This is a genomic window from Streptomyces sp. NPDC059718, from assembly GCF_042733315.1.
Taxonomy (GTDB): Bacteria; Actinomycetota; Actinomycetes; order Streptomycetales; family Streptomycetaceae; genus Actinacidiphila.
Genome location: NZ_JBHWGA010000010.1, coordinates 78,680 through 93,844, shown reverse-complemented (window position 1 = coordinate 93,844; position 15,165 = coordinate 78,680). Strand labels below are relative to the sequence as shown.

At 74.0% G+C, this 15,165-nt stretch carries 13 protein-coding genes; 6 read left to right on the top strand and 7 right to left on the bottom strand.

Annotation, left to right across the window (positions count from 1 at the left end; translation table 11 throughout):
- Window positions 1-11 precede the first annotated feature (11 nt).
- Both ACFV3E_RS14040 and ACFV3E_RS14035 read left to right on the top strand, forming a co-directional pair.
- Entirely contained in the window at window positions 12-1,271 is a 1,260-nt protein-coding gene (locus ACFV3E_RS14040; RefSeq protein WP_500534927.1) for a nucleotide sugar dehydrogenase, read from the top strand.
- Window positions 1,271-2,422, top strand: coding sequence for a glycosyltransferase (locus tag ACFV3E_RS14035; RefSeq protein ID WP_500534926.1), 1,152 nt, complete (start codon window positions 1,271-1,273; stop codon window positions 2,420-2,422). The genes ACFV3E_RS14040 and ACFV3E_RS14035 overlap by 1 nt, the downstream gene beginning before the upstream one ends.
- A gap of 322 nt (window positions 2,423-2,744) precedes the next feature.
- Here ACFV3E_RS14035 and ACFV3E_RS14030 read toward each other — a convergent pair whose 3' ends face one another.
- On the bottom strand, window positions 2,745-3,776 hold the full coding sequence (locus ACFV3E_RS14030) for a saccharopine dehydrogenase family protein (protein ID WP_500534925.1): 1,032 nt from the start codon (window positions 3,774-3,776) through the stop codon (window positions 2,745-2,747).
- Between the two features lie 231 nt (window positions 3,777-4,007).
- On the opposite strand from ACFV3E_RS14030, the gene ACFV3E_RS14025 reads away from it, so the two are divergent.
- The gene (locus ACFV3E_RS14025; protein ID WP_500534924.1) at window positions 4,008-4,919 is read left to right on the top strand and encodes an alpha/beta hydrolase; all 912 of its coding nucleotides are present in this window, start codon (window positions 4,008-4,010) and stop codon (window positions 4,917-4,919) included.
- 320 nt (window positions 4,920-5,239) lie between these two features.
- Here the strand turns inward: ACFV3E_RS14025 and ACFV3E_RS14020 are convergent, their stop codons facing one another.
- The 4 genes from ACFV3E_RS14020 to ACFV3E_RS14005 all read right to left on the bottom strand — a co-directional run bounded on the left by ACFV3E_RS14020 (window position 5,240) and on the right by ACFV3E_RS14005 (window position 9,919).
- Window positions 5,240-5,695 (bottom strand): hypothetical protein, encoded by a 456-nt coding sequence (locus ACFV3E_RS14020; RefSeq protein ID WP_499515234.1) that lies wholly within the window; start codon window positions 5,693-5,695, stop codon window positions 5,240-5,242.
- A gap of 523 nt (window positions 5,696-6,218) precedes the next feature.
- On the bottom strand, window positions 6,219-7,286 hold the full coding sequence (locus ACFV3E_RS14015; RefSeq protein WP_500534923.1) for a maleylacetate reductase: 1,068 nt from the start codon (window positions 7,284-7,286) through the stop codon (window positions 6,219-6,221).
- Window positions 7,283-8,149 carry a dioxygenase family protein gene (locus tag ACFV3E_RS14010; RefSeq protein ID WP_500364145.1) on the bottom strand — a complete coding sequence of 289 codons (867 nt, stop codon included), beginning with the start codon at window positions 8,147-8,149 and terminating at the stop codon, window positions 7,283-7,285. The genes ACFV3E_RS14015 and ACFV3E_RS14010 overlap by 4 nt, the downstream gene beginning before the upstream one ends.
- Before the next feature lie 12 nt (window positions 8,150-8,161).
- Window positions 8,162-9,919: an FAD-dependent oxidoreductase gene (locus ACFV3E_RS14005; protein ID WP_500534922.1), complete on the bottom strand. Its 1,758-nt coding sequence runs from the start codon at window positions 9,917-9,919 to the stop codon at window positions 8,162-8,164.
- Between the two features lie 69 nt (window positions 9,920-9,988).
- On the opposite strand from ACFV3E_RS14005, the gene ACFV3E_RS14000 reads away from it, so the two are divergent.
- The 3 genes from ACFV3E_RS14000 to aroQ are packed head-to-tail and all read left to right on the top strand — an operon-like array spanning window position 9,989 to window position 12,446.
- Window positions 9,989-11,134 (top strand): helix-turn-helix domain-containing protein, encoded by a 1,146-nt coding sequence (locus ACFV3E_RS14000; protein WP_500534921.1) that lies wholly within the window; start codon window positions 9,989-9,991, stop codon window positions 11,132-11,134.
- 60 nt (window positions 11,135-11,194) lie between these two features.
- Window positions 11,195-11,956, top strand: a complete 762-nt coding sequence (locus tag ACFV3E_RS13995) for a pirin family protein (protein ID WP_500534920.1) — start codon at window positions 11,195-11,197, stop codon at window positions 11,954-11,956.
- 22 nt (window positions 11,957-11,978) lie between these two features.
- Window positions 11,979-12,446, top strand: a complete 468-nt coding sequence (gene aroQ, locus ACFV3E_RS13990) for a type II 3-dehydroquinate dehydratase (RefSeq protein WP_500534919.1) — start codon at window positions 11,979-11,981, stop codon at window positions 12,444-12,446.
- A gap of 43 nt (window positions 12,447-12,489) precedes the next feature.
- On the opposite strand, the gene grpE is transcribed toward aroQ, so the two are convergent.
- Window positions 12,490-13,185, bottom strand: a complete 696-nt coding sequence (gene grpE, locus ACFV3E_RS13985) for a nucleotide exchange factor GrpE (protein ID WP_500534918.1) — start codon at window positions 13,183-13,185, stop codon at window positions 12,490-12,492.
- Window positions 13,182-15,050 carry a molecular chaperone DnaK gene (gene dnaK, locus ACFV3E_RS13980; protein ID WP_499515243.1) on the bottom strand — a complete coding sequence of 623 codons (1,869 nt, stop codon included), beginning with the start codon at window positions 15,048-15,050 and terminating at the stop codon, window positions 13,182-13,184. Before dnaK ends, grpE begins: the two co-directional genes overlap by 4 nt.
- Between the last annotated feature and the right edge of the window lie 115 nt (window positions 15,051-15,165).

Here is a 15,165-nt window from a genome sequence, read left to right as displayed (position 1 = left end):
GATGGTGCGGCATGACGGTGGAGCTCGCAGTCGTAGGCCTCGGATACGTCGGGCTGCCCCTCGCCAGGGAGGCGGCGGCGGTGGGACTGAGCGTCGTGGGACACGATCTGGACCCCGCCGTGGTGGACGCCCTCAACTCCGGCCGCTCGCACGTGGACGACGTCCGCGACGACGACCTGCGGCGCATGCTGGCCTCCGGGTTCACCGCGACCACCGGCCAGGAGTGCCTGGCGGAGGCCCAGGCCATCGTCATCTGCGTCCCCACCCCGCTGTCCGAGGACGGCGGACCCGACCTGACCGCGGTCACCGGGGCCGCCGAGGCGGTCGCCGCGCGGCTGCGCCCCGGCGTCCTGGTCGTGCTGGAGTCGACGACCTACCCCGGTACCACCGACGAGGTCGTCCGGCCCCTGCTCGAGGCGGGCTCGGGGCTGCGCGCCGGGGTGGACTTCGCCCTCGCCTTCTCGCCCGAGCGGATCGACCCGGGCAACCGGACCCACGGCTTCCGTGACACCCCGAAGATCGTCGGCGGGCACACCCCCGGGTGCGCGGCGCGCGCCGTCGCGTTCTACGGCAAGCTCGTCGACACCGTCGTGCGGGCCAAGGGCACCCGCGAGGCCGAGATGGCCAAACTGCTGGAGAACACCTACCGCCACGTCAACATCGCGCTCGTCAACGAGCTGGCCATCCTCTGCCGCGAACTGGGCGTGGACATCTGGAACGTCATCGACTGCGCCGCCACCAAGCCCTTCGGCTTCCAGGCCTTCCGGCCCGGCGCGGGCGTGGGCGGCCACTGCATCCCGATCGACCCCAACTACCTGTCGTACAAGGTCCGCACCCTCGGCTACGAGTTCCGCTTCGTCGAACTCGCCCGGGAGATCAACCACCGGATGCCGGAGTACGTGGTGCGCCGGGCGCAGGACCTGCTCAACACGGCCGGGAAGGCGCTGCACGGCTCACGGGTGCTGCTGCTCGGCGTGACCTACAAGCCCGACATCGCCGACCGGCGCGAGAGCCCCGCCGTCCCCGTGGCGCGGCTGCTGCGCCGGCTCGGCACGGGGATCTCCTTCCACGACCCGTTCGTGGAGGCCTGGGAGGTCGACGGCGAGCCCGTCCCCCGGGCCGGCGACCTGGCCGCCGCCCTGCCGGAGCACGACCTGACGATCCTCCTGCAGGACCACAGCGCCTACGACCTCCAGGTGGTGGCGGACCGGGCCCGCCTGCTGTTCGACACGCGCGGACGGATCTTCCGGCCGGACGTCGAGGTGCTGTGATGCACGTACTGGTCGTCACCGTCGTGCACCACCCCGAGGACGCGCGCATCCTGCACCGGCAGATAGCCGCCCTCATGGCCCACGGCCACACCGTCACCTATGCCGCGCCCTTCACCGCGCGGGCGACCCCGCCCCGCCCCGGGGTCGAGGGCGTCGACCTGCCCCGGGCCACCGGACGGGACCGGCGTGCGGCCGTCCGTGCGGCCCGGCGCCTGCTGGTGCGGCGCGGGTCCACCGTCGACGCCGTCCTGCTCCACGACCCCGAACTGCTGCTCGCCCTGCCGCGCGCGCTGCGGCACTGGCACCGTACCGGCGCCCGGCGGCCGGCCGTGGTGTGGGACGTGCACGAGGACACCGCGGCCGCCCTCACCATGAAGGGCTGGGTGCCGCGGCCGCTGCGCCCGCCGCTGCGTCTTGTGGTCCGCGCGGCCGAACTCGCCGCCGAGCGGCATCTGCACCTGCTGCTCGCCGAGGACGCCTACCAGCGGCGCTTCCGCCGCGCGCACCCCGTGGTGCCGAACCTGGTCACCGTCCCCATGGACCCCCCGCCGGCGCCGGGCGACGACCGCGTGGTCTACCTCGGGCAGCTGTCCCGGGCCCGCGGGGCCGAGGAACTGGTCGCCATGGCACGGCTGCTGGCCCCGGACGTCCATGTGGAGCTCATCGGCGCCGCCGACGGCGACGTCCGCGCACTGCTGGCGGCGGCCGACCGCGACGGCGCGCTGCGCTGGCACGGTTTCCTGCCCAACGACGCGGCCCTGGGCCGGCTGCGCGGCGCCCTCGCCGGGGTGTCGCTGCTGCGCGACGAGGCGAACTACCGCCACTCGCGGCCCACCAAGGTCGTCGAGTACATGGCCTACGGCATCCCCGTCGTGAGCACTCCCAACCCCCTCGCCGCCGAGCTGGTCCGCGGGCACGACTGCGGCCTCCTCGTCCCCTTCGGGGATCCCGTGGCTGCCGCGGACGCGGTCCGACGGCTGCGCGACGACCCGGAACTGCGCCGCGCGATGGGCGCCCGCGGCCACGCTGCCGCCCGCGGCGGGCTGCACTGGCCCGACTGCGCCGGGCACTTCGTCACGAGCCTGGAGGGCTGGGCGGTGGCGGCGGCCACCGCCGCCACGGCGCGCGCCTCGGCGGCGCGTCCGTCGTAGCGGGAGCCTCGGCCGGCGCGGGGGCCCGGTCGCGGACCGGTGGGGCGGCTTCGGCGGCAGGGTCGCGGGCCGCGGTTCCGACTCACCGCAGGGCTGTCGGAGGCCAACGGCGTCGCCCGGACCTTGCCGCTGTGCCTGGCGCGGGTGCGTGCGCCCGGTCGCGGGAGTGGGCGCGTGGTGGCGCCCCTCCGCCGTGGCCCTTCAGGGACCGGCCGACCGCGGCGCGGGTCGGCCTCGGCGACCGCGTCCCCCGGCGGCGGATCCGTCGTGGCGGGAGCCTCGGCCGGCGCGGGCCTGGGCGGTGCGCCTGTCGTAGGGGGGATCAGCTGACGTGGGGTCCGTCCCGGCGTACTCCGTCCAGTTCCAGGACGAAGTCGGCGCCGAGGGCCGAGGAGGGGGTCTGGGTGCCGTGCGGGAGCCGCGGCAGCCGGGTCACGATGCGCAGCACCGAATCGACGGTCAGGGCGTAGCCGTTGGGGGCCGACAGCGCCGCCTGGGCCTCACCGCCGTGCGCGTCGCGGGCGCGGGCCCACACCTGGGAACGGGTGCGCGCCCGCGCGCGCTCGCCGGGGCCCGTCAGGAAACGTTCGACCCCCGCGCGGGCCAGCCGCCGTACCGGGCCGACCCCGAGCACGCGTGCCACCAGCGGGGCGCCCGGCAGCCAGGTGTACGTCGAGATGTTGGGGATGCCGGTCGAGTGGTAGGCCGTGCTGACGTCGCCCCAGGCGATGCCGGCGACCTGGCGCCGGCCGGTGCGGAAGGACGCGGTCACCCGGGGGTGCCCGAGCGGGACGTCGCGGATCACCCCGTCGACGCGGGCGCGGCCGCCGGCGCCCTTGTCGAGCGCCTCGAGCGCGGAGCGCGCCGTGCCGGGGCTCGCGCCCCCGCCGGCCACGAAGGCGATGTCCAGGTGGGTGGCGGTGGGCAGCGCGGCGGCGACGGTCGCGGCGAGGCAGTCGGTGGGGACGACGTCGAACCCCGCCCCGGGCAGCAGGACCACGCCCGCCGCGCGGGCCCGGGCGCTCATCGCGTGCAGCGCCTCGAGCACGTCGATCTCGCCGGTGATGTCGAGGTAGTGCGTGCCGGTGTCCAGGCACGCCTCGGCCATCGGCAGCGCCGTCGCGGAGAAGGGCCCGGCGCAGTGGGCCACGGCGTCCACGTCCGCGAGCGCCGCGCGCAACGCCGCCGCGTCGCCGAGGCCGACCACCCGGTGGTCCAGGCCCAGTTCGGCCGCGAGCGGGGCCAGCGCGGCGGCCGACCGCCCCGCGAGCACCGGGCGTTCCCCGCGGGCCACGGCCTCCCGTGCGACGAGGCGGCCGGTGTAGCCCGTGGCTCCGTACAGCAACCAGGTCATGCGCGTGTGCTCCCTCGTCGGTTCCGGCCCCCGGGGTGAGGTCTCCGGACACCGAACCTACCGGTCGGTCACCGGACTTCACCCCCCGGCGCGTCGCGGGCCTGCGGCGCCTCGCGGGAACCGAGGCGGCCGTTGAACCACTCCCGGCCGCCGTCCGTTACCCCGGGTAAAGGGAGTGCGCCCGGTCCGTGCGCGCCCCCGCCGCGCACCTGTCCTGTGAGGAGCCACCCCATGACCCCCAGCACCGCACGCGCGCCCGGAGGGACCGCCGCCGAGGTGTCCGCCGCGACCCGCGTCGACGCACGCACCTGGGACCTGACGGTCGCCTCGGCGGCGCTCGGCCGCCCGGCGGCGGTGCGGATCGTCCTTCCCGCGGACTTCGCGCGTGCGCCCGGGCGCACCTGGCCGGTGCTGTACCTGCTGCACGGGCCGCACGAGGACCACACCGCCTGGAGCCGGCAGGCGGGCGTCGAGCGGCTCACCGAGGGCGGCGGCCTCATCCTCGCCATGCCGGACTGCGGCCCCGCGGGACTGTCCAGCCACTGGCTCGACGGCTCCGACTACGAGACCTTCCAGCTGGGCGAAATCGACGGGCTGCTGCGCCGCGACTACCGGGCCTCCGGCGTACGGGCCGTGGCGGGCGTCTCGACCGGCGGCCACGGCGCCATGGCCCACGCCGCCCGCCACCCGGGGGCGTTCCGCGCCGCCGCCTCCTTCAGCGGCGTCCTGGACACCACCTTCGCCGGGGTGCCCACCGCCCTCGACGCCCTCCTGCTCCGCGAGAGCCTCTGCCCCGGGTCCCTGTGGGGCGACCCCGTGGACCGGTGGGACACCTGGCGGTCCTTCAACCCCACGGCGCGCGCGGGAGGGCTGCGCGGCACCGCGCTGTACGTGTCCTGCGGAAGCGGTGCCGCCGCCCCGGCCGCGGGCGGCGGCACCGAACTGCTTCCGGAGGTGCTGGAGAGCACCCTGTGGCCCGCCACGCATGTCTTCGCCACCGCGCTGGAACTCCGTGACATCCCGGTGACGACGCACTACTACGAGGGCGGCCGGCACGAATGGGCTTACTGGCGACAGGAGTTCGCGACGGCGTGGCCGCTGCTCGCCCACGCGCTCGGCCTGCCGGGACCTCCGGGCGCGTGACGATGAGACGATGAGCGGGTCAGAGGGTGAGAGGAAGGCCCCTAAAGAGGGGCGCGCGCTCACTCGTTCCAGTGGCGCTGCCCGCTCCGGACGTACCACCGGCGCACGAGCCGCGTTGCAAGGGGACATGGACAGCAGCTCATCCTCGACCCGTGGATGCCTCCTCGAGGGCCACCCGGACCATCACCGGACCTTCGCCGAACTCACCGGCGCCTACTGGATGGATCCACCGATCTACACGGAACTCCTCGCCGACTGGCGGGCCCACGGGCGCGCCGTCCCCGGCTCCGCGGGGCCGGACGTACCGCGGGCGGCCTCCTTCAGCGGCGGCAGTCTGCCGCAACTGCTGCCTGGAACAGCGCCAGTTCCACCACGGTAGGGGTGTGCAGGGTGCCCGTTCCGTCGGGGGGCACCAGCCACCGCAGGGCCCCCGCGGCCCGGTACGGGGGCGGGACGGCGATCCAGGCGCCCCTGCCGGCGTAGCGGATCCCGGTGCCCACCCATCTGCTGACGGGGTCCGGCGGGAGGAAGAAGCCGACCCGGCGGGAGGCCGTGTCGGCGAGGGTGGGCCCGGGTTCCGTGCGGGGGAGGCGCAGCAGGGCGTCGAGGGCGAGCAGGCCGAGGTCCTCGGGCACGCTGAGCACGTCCCAGAAACGCCCGGCGGGCAGCAGGACGGTCCCGCTCTCGCCGTGTTCCCATTCCCGTTTGCACGCCCGCGGATCCGCCGCGGCGGCGGCCAGCCACTCCATTGCCTGTTTCGGTGCCGCATTTCTCATACGCTCAACCTTGGTAGATATTTCTAACCGGCGGAAGGGGTGGCGGGGGATGGCGTTTTGGAGCGCGAAACGCCTGTTTTCCGTACGCCTGTGCGGCGTTGCGGCGCGGGCCCGCCGTGCCCTGCACGGCGGGCCGCGGGACGGTGCCGCACTCGAACGGCTGGTGAGGACGGCGGAGCGGCTGGACTACGGCGGCGGGCCGCCCGCGGCGCCGGACCGGGAGACGCGGCGCCGGGGCTGAGGGATTCCCGCGCACCGGCGGAACGCGGGTTCCGCCGGGAATTCCGGGACTGCTGCCGGGGAATGTGCTCGCCGTACGGCCGAAAAGCGCAAAGGTGTTCGCGTGTGCAGAGGGAATGCCCCCGCCGGAATCCGCAGGGCCGGTTCGCGGGCGTTCCCTTCGGACACCGTTGGGGTGCCGGTGCCGGCCCCGACGGGGCGCGGGCTCGGGCCGGTCGCGGATGACCGCCGCCCCGCGCCCGGCCGCCTCGCGACCGCACCCGCGCTCCCGAAAGCCGGGCGGTCAGTCCGTCGGCGGCGCCCCCTGGTACGCCGCCGTCAGCAGCGCGCGCAGCCCGTCCGCGTCCGCCGGGCGCGGGTTGGCGTACGAGGCCGCGCCCACCAGCTCCACGACGCGGCCGATGCCGTCGGCCGGCAGACCGACCTCGGCCAGCGAGCGCGGTGCGCCGAGCCGCCCGCCCAGCTCCCACAGGGCCCGTGCCGGGTCCTCGGTCCCCAGCGCCCGGCGGAGCGCGGCCGTCGCGGCCGGGGTGTCCTGGGCGTTGAAGGCGAGGACGTACGGCAGCAGCACCGTGTGCGTCGCGGAGTGCGGCAGGTCGAAGGAGCCGCCGAGCACATGGGCCAGCTTGTGGTGGAGGCCCATCGTGGTCGCCCCGAGGCACGCCCCGCACAGCCAGGCCCCGTACAGGGCGTGACCGCGCGCGTCGAGGCCGCCCGGGTCGGCGACCACACGGGGCAGCGCGTCCGCCAGGGCCCGCACCCCCTCCTCGGCCATCAGCGACACGATCGGGGTGGCGTCGGGGGCGTACAGCGCCTCGACGGCGTGGGCGAGGGCGTTGACGCCGCTGGTGCCGGACAGCGCCGGCGGCATCGACAGGGTGAGCTCCGGGTCGTAGACGACGCTGCGCGGCAGGACGCGGCGGTCGCGGCCGGTGCGCTTGACGCCGTCCTCCGTCAGGCCCCAGACCGGGGTCATCTCGGAGCCCGAGTACGTCGTCGGCACGGCCAGCAGCGGCAGCCCGGTGCGCAGCGCGACCGCCTTGCCCAGGCCGACCGCGGAACCGCCGCCGACCGCGACCAGCCCGTCGGCGTCCAGGTCCCGCGCCACCGCGACGGCCTCGTCGGCCACCTTCACCGGCACGTGCATCACCGCGCCCGGGTGGACGCCCGCGCAGACCGCACCGAGGGACGCGGCGACGGAGCGCGCGGTGTCCTGACCGTGCCGGCCCGACAGCACCAGCACGCGGCGCAGGCCGAGCCGGCCGGTCTCCTCCGCCACGGCCGTGGTGGCGGCCCCGGCGCGGAAGACGACCCGCATCGGCAGCGCCTCGTGGACGAACTCCAGGCTCATGACCGCTGCAGCACGATGTCGAAGGTCGCCAGCCGGAAGGGGTTGGGAACCCCGTACCCGGCCGCCCGCTCCGGGTCGTCCACCTCGGCGAACTCCTGGACCAGGCTCTTCTTCACCGCGAAGACCGCGTCCGAGTCCAGGTAGGGGCTGTCCTGGACGAACACGTGCGTGGTGACCGGCTGGTGGCCGGCGGCGGCCGCGATGAAGTGGATGTGCGCGGGCCGGTACGGATGGCGCTCCGTGGCGTTGAGCAGACCGCCCACCGGGCCGTCGGTCGGGATCGGGTAGTGCGCGGGCACGACGGTGCGGAACCGGAAGCGGCCCTCCCCGTCGGCCTCGAACAGCCCGCGCCCGTTGCCCTGGGGCTGCTCGCCCGGCTGCTGGACGTCGTAGAAGCCCTGGTCGTCGGCCTGCCAGACGTCCACCGTGGCGCCCGGCAGCGGTGTGCCGTCCACGGAGACCACGCGCCCGGTGACCACGCAGGGCTCACCCGAGCCGATCATGTCGATCGCGTCGCCGAACTCCCGCGCGGGGGAGTCGACCATGTGGAACGGGCCCAGCACGGTGGAGTCGGTGGCCCCCTCCCCGGCCGACTTCCGCTGGTTGATCGTCTCGACCAGCATCGACACCCCGAGCACGTCGGACAGGAGGATGAACTCCTGCCGTGTGTCGGTGCACGCCTGGCCGGTGCGGGTGAGGAAGCCGATCGCCGCCTCCCACTCCTCCATCGTCGGCTCGACGTCCCGGACGAAGTCGTGGAGGTGCCGGGTCAGACTGCCCAGGACCTCCCGCAGCCGCGGGTCGGGCGTCCGCGCGAAGCTCTCCACGACGGCCGGCGTCGCGCTCTGTTCGGTGAAGTCCATGCTCTCTCCTCGTCAGTCCCGTCCCAGGATGCGCCGCAGCGCCGCGCCGAGCACGGCCCGCGCTTCGGCGCCGTCGGCGGCCCCGTCGGCCCGCCGGAAGGCCACGTACAGGTCCGGCCGGACCAGCAGCGCGCCCGTGTCACCGATGCCGCGCACCCGCGCCCAGTCGCCGTACGGGTCCTCGTACTCCCGGCCGGGGCCGATCAGCGCGGTCGCGATGTCCAGCCCCAGCTCGGCTCCCGCCGCGCGGGCCGCCGCCACCCAGGCCTCGCCGCCGATGCCGGTCAGCAGCGCGAACCGGCCCCCGCCGCCGAGGTCGAGGGTGGACAGCGTGCGGGTGCCCGCCGTCAGCCACGCGTGCGGCAGCTTGGCGCCGGGGCGGCTGCTCGGCTGGTGGTACAGCTCGGGATCGCGGTCGAAGCCCGGGTCGTCGGTGCCGTCCGGGACGACAGCGGCCGAGGCGTAGCGCTGGTTGAGCTCCACGCCGTGCGCGTTGAACTCGTACCGCTTGAAGTCGATCGCCTCGCGCAGCCGGGCGCGCCGCTTCTCGCCGGCCGGGGTCGCGTCCTTGCGGGACTCCATGTTGGCGATCAGCTGCTCCGGGCTCTGCGGCGCGAGCAGGTCCAGCGCGTCGAAGACCGGGGCGGTCTCGCCGATCGACTTGTTGGCGCGGGTGACGATCTGCTTGCCGACGGGCGCCCGCTCGGCGGTGTAGGTGTCCAGCAGCGAGGGCGCGGCGGTGCCGTCCAGGACCAGCTTCAGCTTCCAGGCCAGGTTGTACGCGTCCTGGATGGAGGTGTTGGAGCCGAGTCCGTTGGACGGCGGGTGCCGGTGGGTGGCGTCGCCGGCGCAGAAGACCCGGCCGTGGGAGTACGTCTCGGCGTACATCTCGTTGACCGTCCACGCCGAGGAGGAGCGGATGGTCACCGGGATGTCGTCGTCGCCGACGAGCTGCCGGACCACCGACAGGGCGTACTCCTCGGTGAGGTCCGGGGGCGCGCCCTCGACGTCGTAGCCCCACACGATCAGCCACTCGTTCCACGGCCGCACGCAGCGCACCAGGCCCGCGCCGATGCCGCCCACGGTCGCGCCGGGGGTGAGCACCCAGTACAGGGTGCTGGGGCGGTGGGCGACGTACCGGGACAGGTCGGCCTCGAAGACGATGTTGACGCTGCCCGCCACGCCCATCTTGCCGCCCATGGGCAGCCCGGCGTCCTCGGCGACCTTGCTGCGTCCGCCGTCGGCGCCGATCAGGTACTTGGCGCGGATGGTGTACTCGTCGCCGCGCAGCCGGTCCTCCACCACGGCGGTCACGCCGTCGGCGTCCTGCTCGAAGGACTTGTAGACGGTGCCGTAGCGCAGCCGGGTGCCGCGCGCCACGGCCGCCTCGACCAGCACCGGCTCCATCCAGTTCTGCGGCATGTCGCACATGCGGCTCGGGCTGGCCAGGTCGTGCGCGGCCTGCACCAGGGGGTCGTTGCCCCATGAGCGCAGCCGCCCCAGTTCCTCGCCCGCGAGGCTGGTGCAGAAGACGGTGTTCCCCATCAGGTGCTGGGGAGTGGCCTTGGCGACGACCTCCTGCTCGACGCCGAGGTCGCGCAGCACCTCCATGGTGCGCTGGTTGGTGATGTGGGCCCGAGGGGTGTCGGCCAGCCTGTCGTAGCGCGTGACGACGATGTTCGGCACCCCGTACGTGCTGAGCGCGAGCGCGGCGCTCGCCCCGGCAGGCCCACTGCCCACGATCAGCACATCGGTCTCGACGGTCTCCATCAACGCGGCTCCTTGACGGATAATTGAAATGGCAACGAACCGATCGTGGATCAGAGGGAGACCGCCGGCGTGTCTCAATCCGATACATCCCCTGAAGAGCTGCTGCTCGGCGCGTACCTGCGCGAGCGGCCGAACGGCCGGGCGGTCGTCGCGGCCGACGGCAGGACGCGGATCGTGAGCGCCGAGGCCGCGCGGCGGCTGTCCGACGAGTCACTCGCGCTGCTGGAGCGCCGGGCGGGCGGCATGGTCCGCGACGGCCGGACCGAGGGGTACGAGCTGCCCCTGCCGGACGGCGGCTGGCGGGCCCGGCTCGACCCCGTCCTGGACTCCGGCGAGGTCATCGGCGCCGTCGCCGTCCTGTCCGCGGCGGCGGAGGGCTCCGGCGGGCCGCCGGCGGTCCCCGAGCCGAGGCTGCCGGGGCTCGTGGGCGCGTCACTGCCCTGGCGGGCCGCGGTGGCCCGCGCGGTGCGGCTCGGGGGCGAGCAGGGACCGCTGCTGGTGACGGGGGAGCCCGGCACCGGCAAGACGACGCTGGCCCGCGCCGTACGGGCCGGCGACGTGGAGCTGGACGCGGCACAGGTGACCGGTGCGGCCGCCCATGACTGGGTGCGGCGGCTCGCCGTGCGCCCCGACCCGGGCCGGGTCCTCGTCCGCCACGTCGAGGCGCTGGACGCCGGTGCCGCGGCCGCGCTGGTGGCGCTCCTCGAACAGCGCCCCGTCCTGCGGCTGACCGCCACCCACACCCCCGGGGACCGTGCGGACCCGTGCCTGGACCGCCTGCTGGGCCGGCTGGCGGCGCGCTCGCTGTCCGTACCGCCGCTGCGCGAGCGCCCCGAGGACCTCCCGGGGCTGCTCGCCGCCCTCAGCCCGCGACCGGCTCCCGGCCACCCGCCGCTGACCTGGACCGTCGAGGCCCGGCGCACCCTGGAGCGGCACACCTGGCCGGGCAACGTCGCCGAGCTGGCGACGGTCGTCAGGACCCTCGCGGACGAGCGCCGGCTGAGCGGTCCGGTGCGTCCGGAGGAGCTGCCGGACGCCGTGCGCGGCGGCGCCGGCGGCCGCCGTCTGGGCAGCCTGGAGCGGGCCGAGCGGGACGCGATCCTGGAGGCGCTGCGCACCCACGGCGGCAACAAGGCGCGCGCGGCGAAGGCGCTGGGCATCGCGCGGGCCACGGTCTACCGCAAGCTGCGGAGCTACGGCATCCAAGGAATATAGTTCGAGATTCAACATGTTAGGTTGGGCGACAGAGACACACCCCGCAGAAGGAGATCCCCGATGGCCACCCAGCTGGATGTCCGCCGCGCCGGCCAGCGGTTCCACACCCGCGCCGGCTGGCTCGACTCGCACCACTGCTTCTCCTTCAGCCACCACTACGACCCGAAGAACACCCACTTCGGTCTGCTGCTGGTCTCCAACGACGACGTCGTCGCCCCCGGCACCGGCTTCGACACCCACCCGCACCGGGACATGGAGATCGTCACCTGGGTGCTCGACGGCGGCCTCGTCCACCAGGACTCCGAGGGCCACAACGGTGTCATCTACCCGGGCCTCGCCCAGCGGATGAGCGCGGGCACCGGCATCCTGCACAGCGAGAAGAACGACAGCTGGAAGCTGACCGGCGCGCCCGAGCACAAGGACCCCGTGCACTTCGTGCAGATGTGGGTCTTCCCCGACGAGCAGGGCATCAAGCCGGGGTACGAGCAGCTGGACATCAACGACGAACTCGCCCGCGGCGGCTGGGTCACCGTCGCCTCCGGCATGGACCGCGACCGCGACGAGCGGGCGATCTCCATCGCCCAGAAGCACGCCGCGCTGCAGGCCGCGCGCATGTCGGCGCAGCAGACCCTGACCCTGCCCACCGCCCCTCTGGTGCACCTGTACGTCGCCAAGGGCGAGGTCGCCGTCGAGGGCGCCGGGCTGCTCGCCAAGGGCGACGCCGTGCGCGTCACCGGGGCCGAGGGCCAGCGGCTCACCGCCGGCGCCGAGGGCGCCGAGGTGCTGGTCTGGGAGATGGACGCCGCCGTCAGCTTCGGGTGATCACGTGGTAGACCTTGGGGCCATGACCCGCACCCTCGCGAGCGCGCCGATCATGGTCCTCAACGGTCCCAACCTCAACCTGCTCGGCCGGCGGCAGCCCGAGATCTACGGCTCCGAGAGCCTCGCCGACGTCGAGGCCCTGTGCGCCGCGACGGCGGCGCGGCTCGGGGGGACCGCCGACTGCCGGCAGAGCAACCACGAGGGACAGCTGATCGACTGGATCCACGAGGCCCGCGAGCACCACGCGGGCATCGTGATCAACCCCGGTGCCTACTCCCACACCTCGGTGGCGATCCTGGACGCCCTTAACGCCTGCGACGGCCTGCCCGTGATGGAGGTCCACATCTCCAACATCCACCGGCGCGAGGCGTTCCGGCACCACAGCTACGTCTCGGCGCGGGCCGACGCCGTGATCGCGGGTTGCGGCGTCCAGGGCTACGCCTTCGCCGTCGAGCGGATCGCCGCGCTCCTGGACGCCGGCGCCCGCTGAACCGCCGCCGGGCAGCGGCCGGACCGCCCCTGAACCGGCGCGCTCAGGCCTCGCCCGGCTGCCAGTCCGGCCACTCGCCGGGGTGGTCGGCCCAGTGCACCTGATCCGGGTCCGACACGTCGATGTCCGGGAAGGTCCCGCGCACCCGCAGCTCGAACTCCTCCCGCTCCAACTGCTCCCAGCCCACACCCCGGATGTGCACCCTGCGGTAACGGTGGTCGGCCCCGAGCGGGGCCACGTCGACCTTGTGGGTTGTCTCCATGCCTCCAGGGTGCACCCGGGCCGGTGCCCCCGCAGGTCCGGTGACCACCACCTCCGCCGGGCGCAGCAGGTGCGCGCCGACCCGGTAGCCGGACCGTACGACGGTGCCGCAGACGAGGCGGTCCGCGCCGTAGGCGCCCGACGAGCCGACCGCCTCGTGACGCGCCGGGTCGAAGGGATCCCCGGGCTCGCCGAACGACCGCAGGCCGAGCTCCGCCAGCCGCGCCTCCAGCACCTCGACCACGGCGCGGAAGCCACCGGTCACCTCGCCCAGCTCCCGCGCCCGGTCGACGGCGTCCAGCACCGGCAGCAGTCCGTGCAGCACGTTCGCGACGGCGATCTCCCGCACCGCCAGCCGGTCGCGGTGCACGCGCTTGCGGTAGTTGTCGTACTCGGCCTTGAGCCGTTGCAGGTCCGCCGTGCGTTCGACGAGCCGCGCCCGCAGCCCGCCGCCCGGAGGCGGGCCGGCCCGGTTCACGCCGTGCCTCCCTCCCGCTTGTCGTCGTCGACGATCTCGGCGTCCACCACGTCCTCGTCGCCCTCCGGCGGCGCCGCGTGCGGGGCCCCGCCCTCGCCCGCCGCGGACCGTTCCGCCTGGGCCTGGGCGTACATCGCCGTGCCGATCTTCTGCGCCGAGGCGGTCAGCCGCTCGGTCGCCCGGCGGATGCCGGCGGAGTCCTCGCCCTTCAGCTGCTCCTTCAGGTCCGCCACCGCCGACTCGACCTCCGACTTCAGGTCGCCCGGGACCTTGTCGGGGTTGTCCCGCAGCAGCTTCTCGGTGGAGTAGACCAGGCTCTCCGCGTTGTTGCGGGTCTCGGCCTCCTCACGGCGCTTGTGGTCCTCCTCCGCGTACTGCTCGGCCTCGCGCATCATGCGGTCGATGTCGCTCTTCGGCAGCCCGGAACCGCCGGTCACGGTCATCTTCTGTTCCTTGCCGGTGCCGAGGTCCTTCGCCGTCACGTGCATGATGCCGTTGGCGTCGATGTCGAAGGAGACCTCGATCTGCGGGATGCCGCGCGGGGCCGGCGGCAGACCGGTCAGCTCGAACACCCCGAGCTTCTTGTTGTACGCCGCGATCTCGCGTTCGCCCTGGTAGACCTGGATCTGCACCGACGGCTGGTTGTCCTCGGCCGTCGTGAAGATCTCCGAGCGCCTCGTGGGGATGGTCGTGTTGCGCTCGATCAGCTTGGTCATGATGCCGCCCTTGGTCTCGATGCCGAGGGACAGCGGGGTGACGTCCAGCAGCAGGACGTCCTTGACCTCGCCCTTGAGCACCCCGGCCTGGAGGCTGGCGCCGATCGCCACGACCTCGTCCGGGTTGACGCCCTTGTGCGGCTCCTTGCCGGTCAGCGACTTCACCAGCTCCGTCACCGCCGGCATCCGGGTCGAACCGCCCACCAGGATCACGTGGTCGACGTCCGCGACGTTGATCCGCGCGTCCTTGACCGCCTGGTGGAAGGGACCCTTGCAGCGCTCCAGCAGGTCCGCGGTCAGCTGCTGGAACTGGGCGCGGGTGAGCTTCTCGTCCAGGTGCAGCGGGCCCTCGGCGGAGGCCGTGATGTAGGGCAGGTTGATCGTCGTCTCGGTGGACGAGGACAGCTCGATCTTCGCCCGCTCGGCCGCCTCGCGCAGCCGCTGCAGCGCCATCTTGTCCTTGGCCAGGTCCAGCCCGTACGCGTTCTTGAAGCGCTCCACGAGGTGGTCGACGACCCGCTGGTCCCAGTCGTCGCCGCCCAGCTCCGTGTCGCCGTTGGTGGCCTTGACCTCCACCACGCCCTCGCCGATGTCCAGCAGGGAGACGTCGAAGGTGCCGCCGCCCAGGTCGAAGACGAGGATCGTCTGGTCGTTCTCCTTGTCCAGGCCGTACGCCAGGGCCGCGGCCGTGGGCTCGTTGATGATCCGCAGCACGTTCAGGCCGGCGATCTCCCCGGCCTCCTTGGTCGCGGTGCGCTGGACGTCGTCGAAGTACGCGGGCACCGTGATCACCGCGTCCGTGACGTCCTCGCCCAGGTACGCCTCCGCGTCCCGCTTCAGCTTCTGCAGCACCCGGGCCGAGATCTCCTGGGCCGTGTAGCGCTTGCCGTCGATGGTGCCGGAATCGGGGAACCGCCAGTCGGGGTCGCCCATGTGCCGCTTGGCCGAGCGGGCGGTCCGCTCCACGTTGGTCACGGCCTGGCGCTTGGCGATCTCGCCGACGAGGACCTCGCCGCCCTTGCTGAAGGCCACCACCGAAGGTGTGGTCCGTGCCCCTTCCGTGTTGGTGATGACGGTGGGCTCACCGCCCTCCAGAGCGCAGACCACCGAATTGGTGGTGCCGAGGTCAATACCGACCGGACGTGTCATGTCAGCTCGCCTCCTCCCCTCCAGGGTGCGACGAGCGGGGGCCGACCACCAGACGGCCGCCGCAACCCGCGCCGGGGAGCGCAGGGCAATGTCCCGGAATATTCGCGGGGCCCGG

Coding starts and splice junctions, on each gene's coding strand:
- ACFV3E_RS14035 (WP_500534926.1), top strand. CDS start 1,271: ATGCACGTACTGGTCGTCACCGTCGTGCACCACCCCGAGGACGCGCGC.
- ACFV3E_RS14040 (WP_500534927.1), top strand. CDS start 12: ATGACGGTGGAGCTCGCAGTCGTAGGCCTCGGATACGTCGGGCTGCCC.
- ACFV3E_RS14020 (WP_499515234.1), bottom strand. CDS start 5,695: ATGAGAAATGCGGCACCGAAACAGGCAATGGAGTGGCTGGCCGCCGCC.
- ACFV3E_RS14005 (WP_500534922.1), bottom strand. CDS start 9,919: ATGGAGACCGTCGAGACCGATGTGCTGATCGTGGGCAGTGGGCCTGCC.
- ACFV3E_RS14010 (WP_500364145.1), bottom strand. CDS start 8,149: ATGGACTTCACCGAACAGAGCGCGACGCCGGCCGTCGTGGAGAGCTTC.
- aroQ (WP_500534919.1), top strand. CDS start 11,979: ATGACCCGCACCCTCGCGAGCGCGCCGATCATGGTCCTCAACGGTCCC.
- ACFV3E_RS14030 (WP_500534925.1), bottom strand. CDS start 3,776: ATGACCTGGTTGCTGTACGGAGCCACGGGCTACACCGGCCGCCTCGTC.
- ACFV3E_RS14015 (WP_500534923.1), bottom strand. CDS start 7,286: ATGAGCCTGGAGTTCGTCCACGAGGCGCTGCCGATGCGGGTCGTCTTC.
- ACFV3E_RS13995 (WP_500534920.1), top strand. CDS start 11,195: ATGGCCACCCAGCTGGATGTCCGCCGCGCCGGCCAGCGGTTCCACACC.
- dnaK (WP_499515243.1), bottom strand. CDS start 15,050: ATGACACGTCCGGTCGGTATTGACCTCGGCACCACCAATTCGGTGGTC.
- ACFV3E_RS14025 (WP_500534924.1), top strand. CDS start 4,008: ATGACCCCCAGCACCGCACGCGCGCCCGGAGGGACCGCCGCCGAGGTG.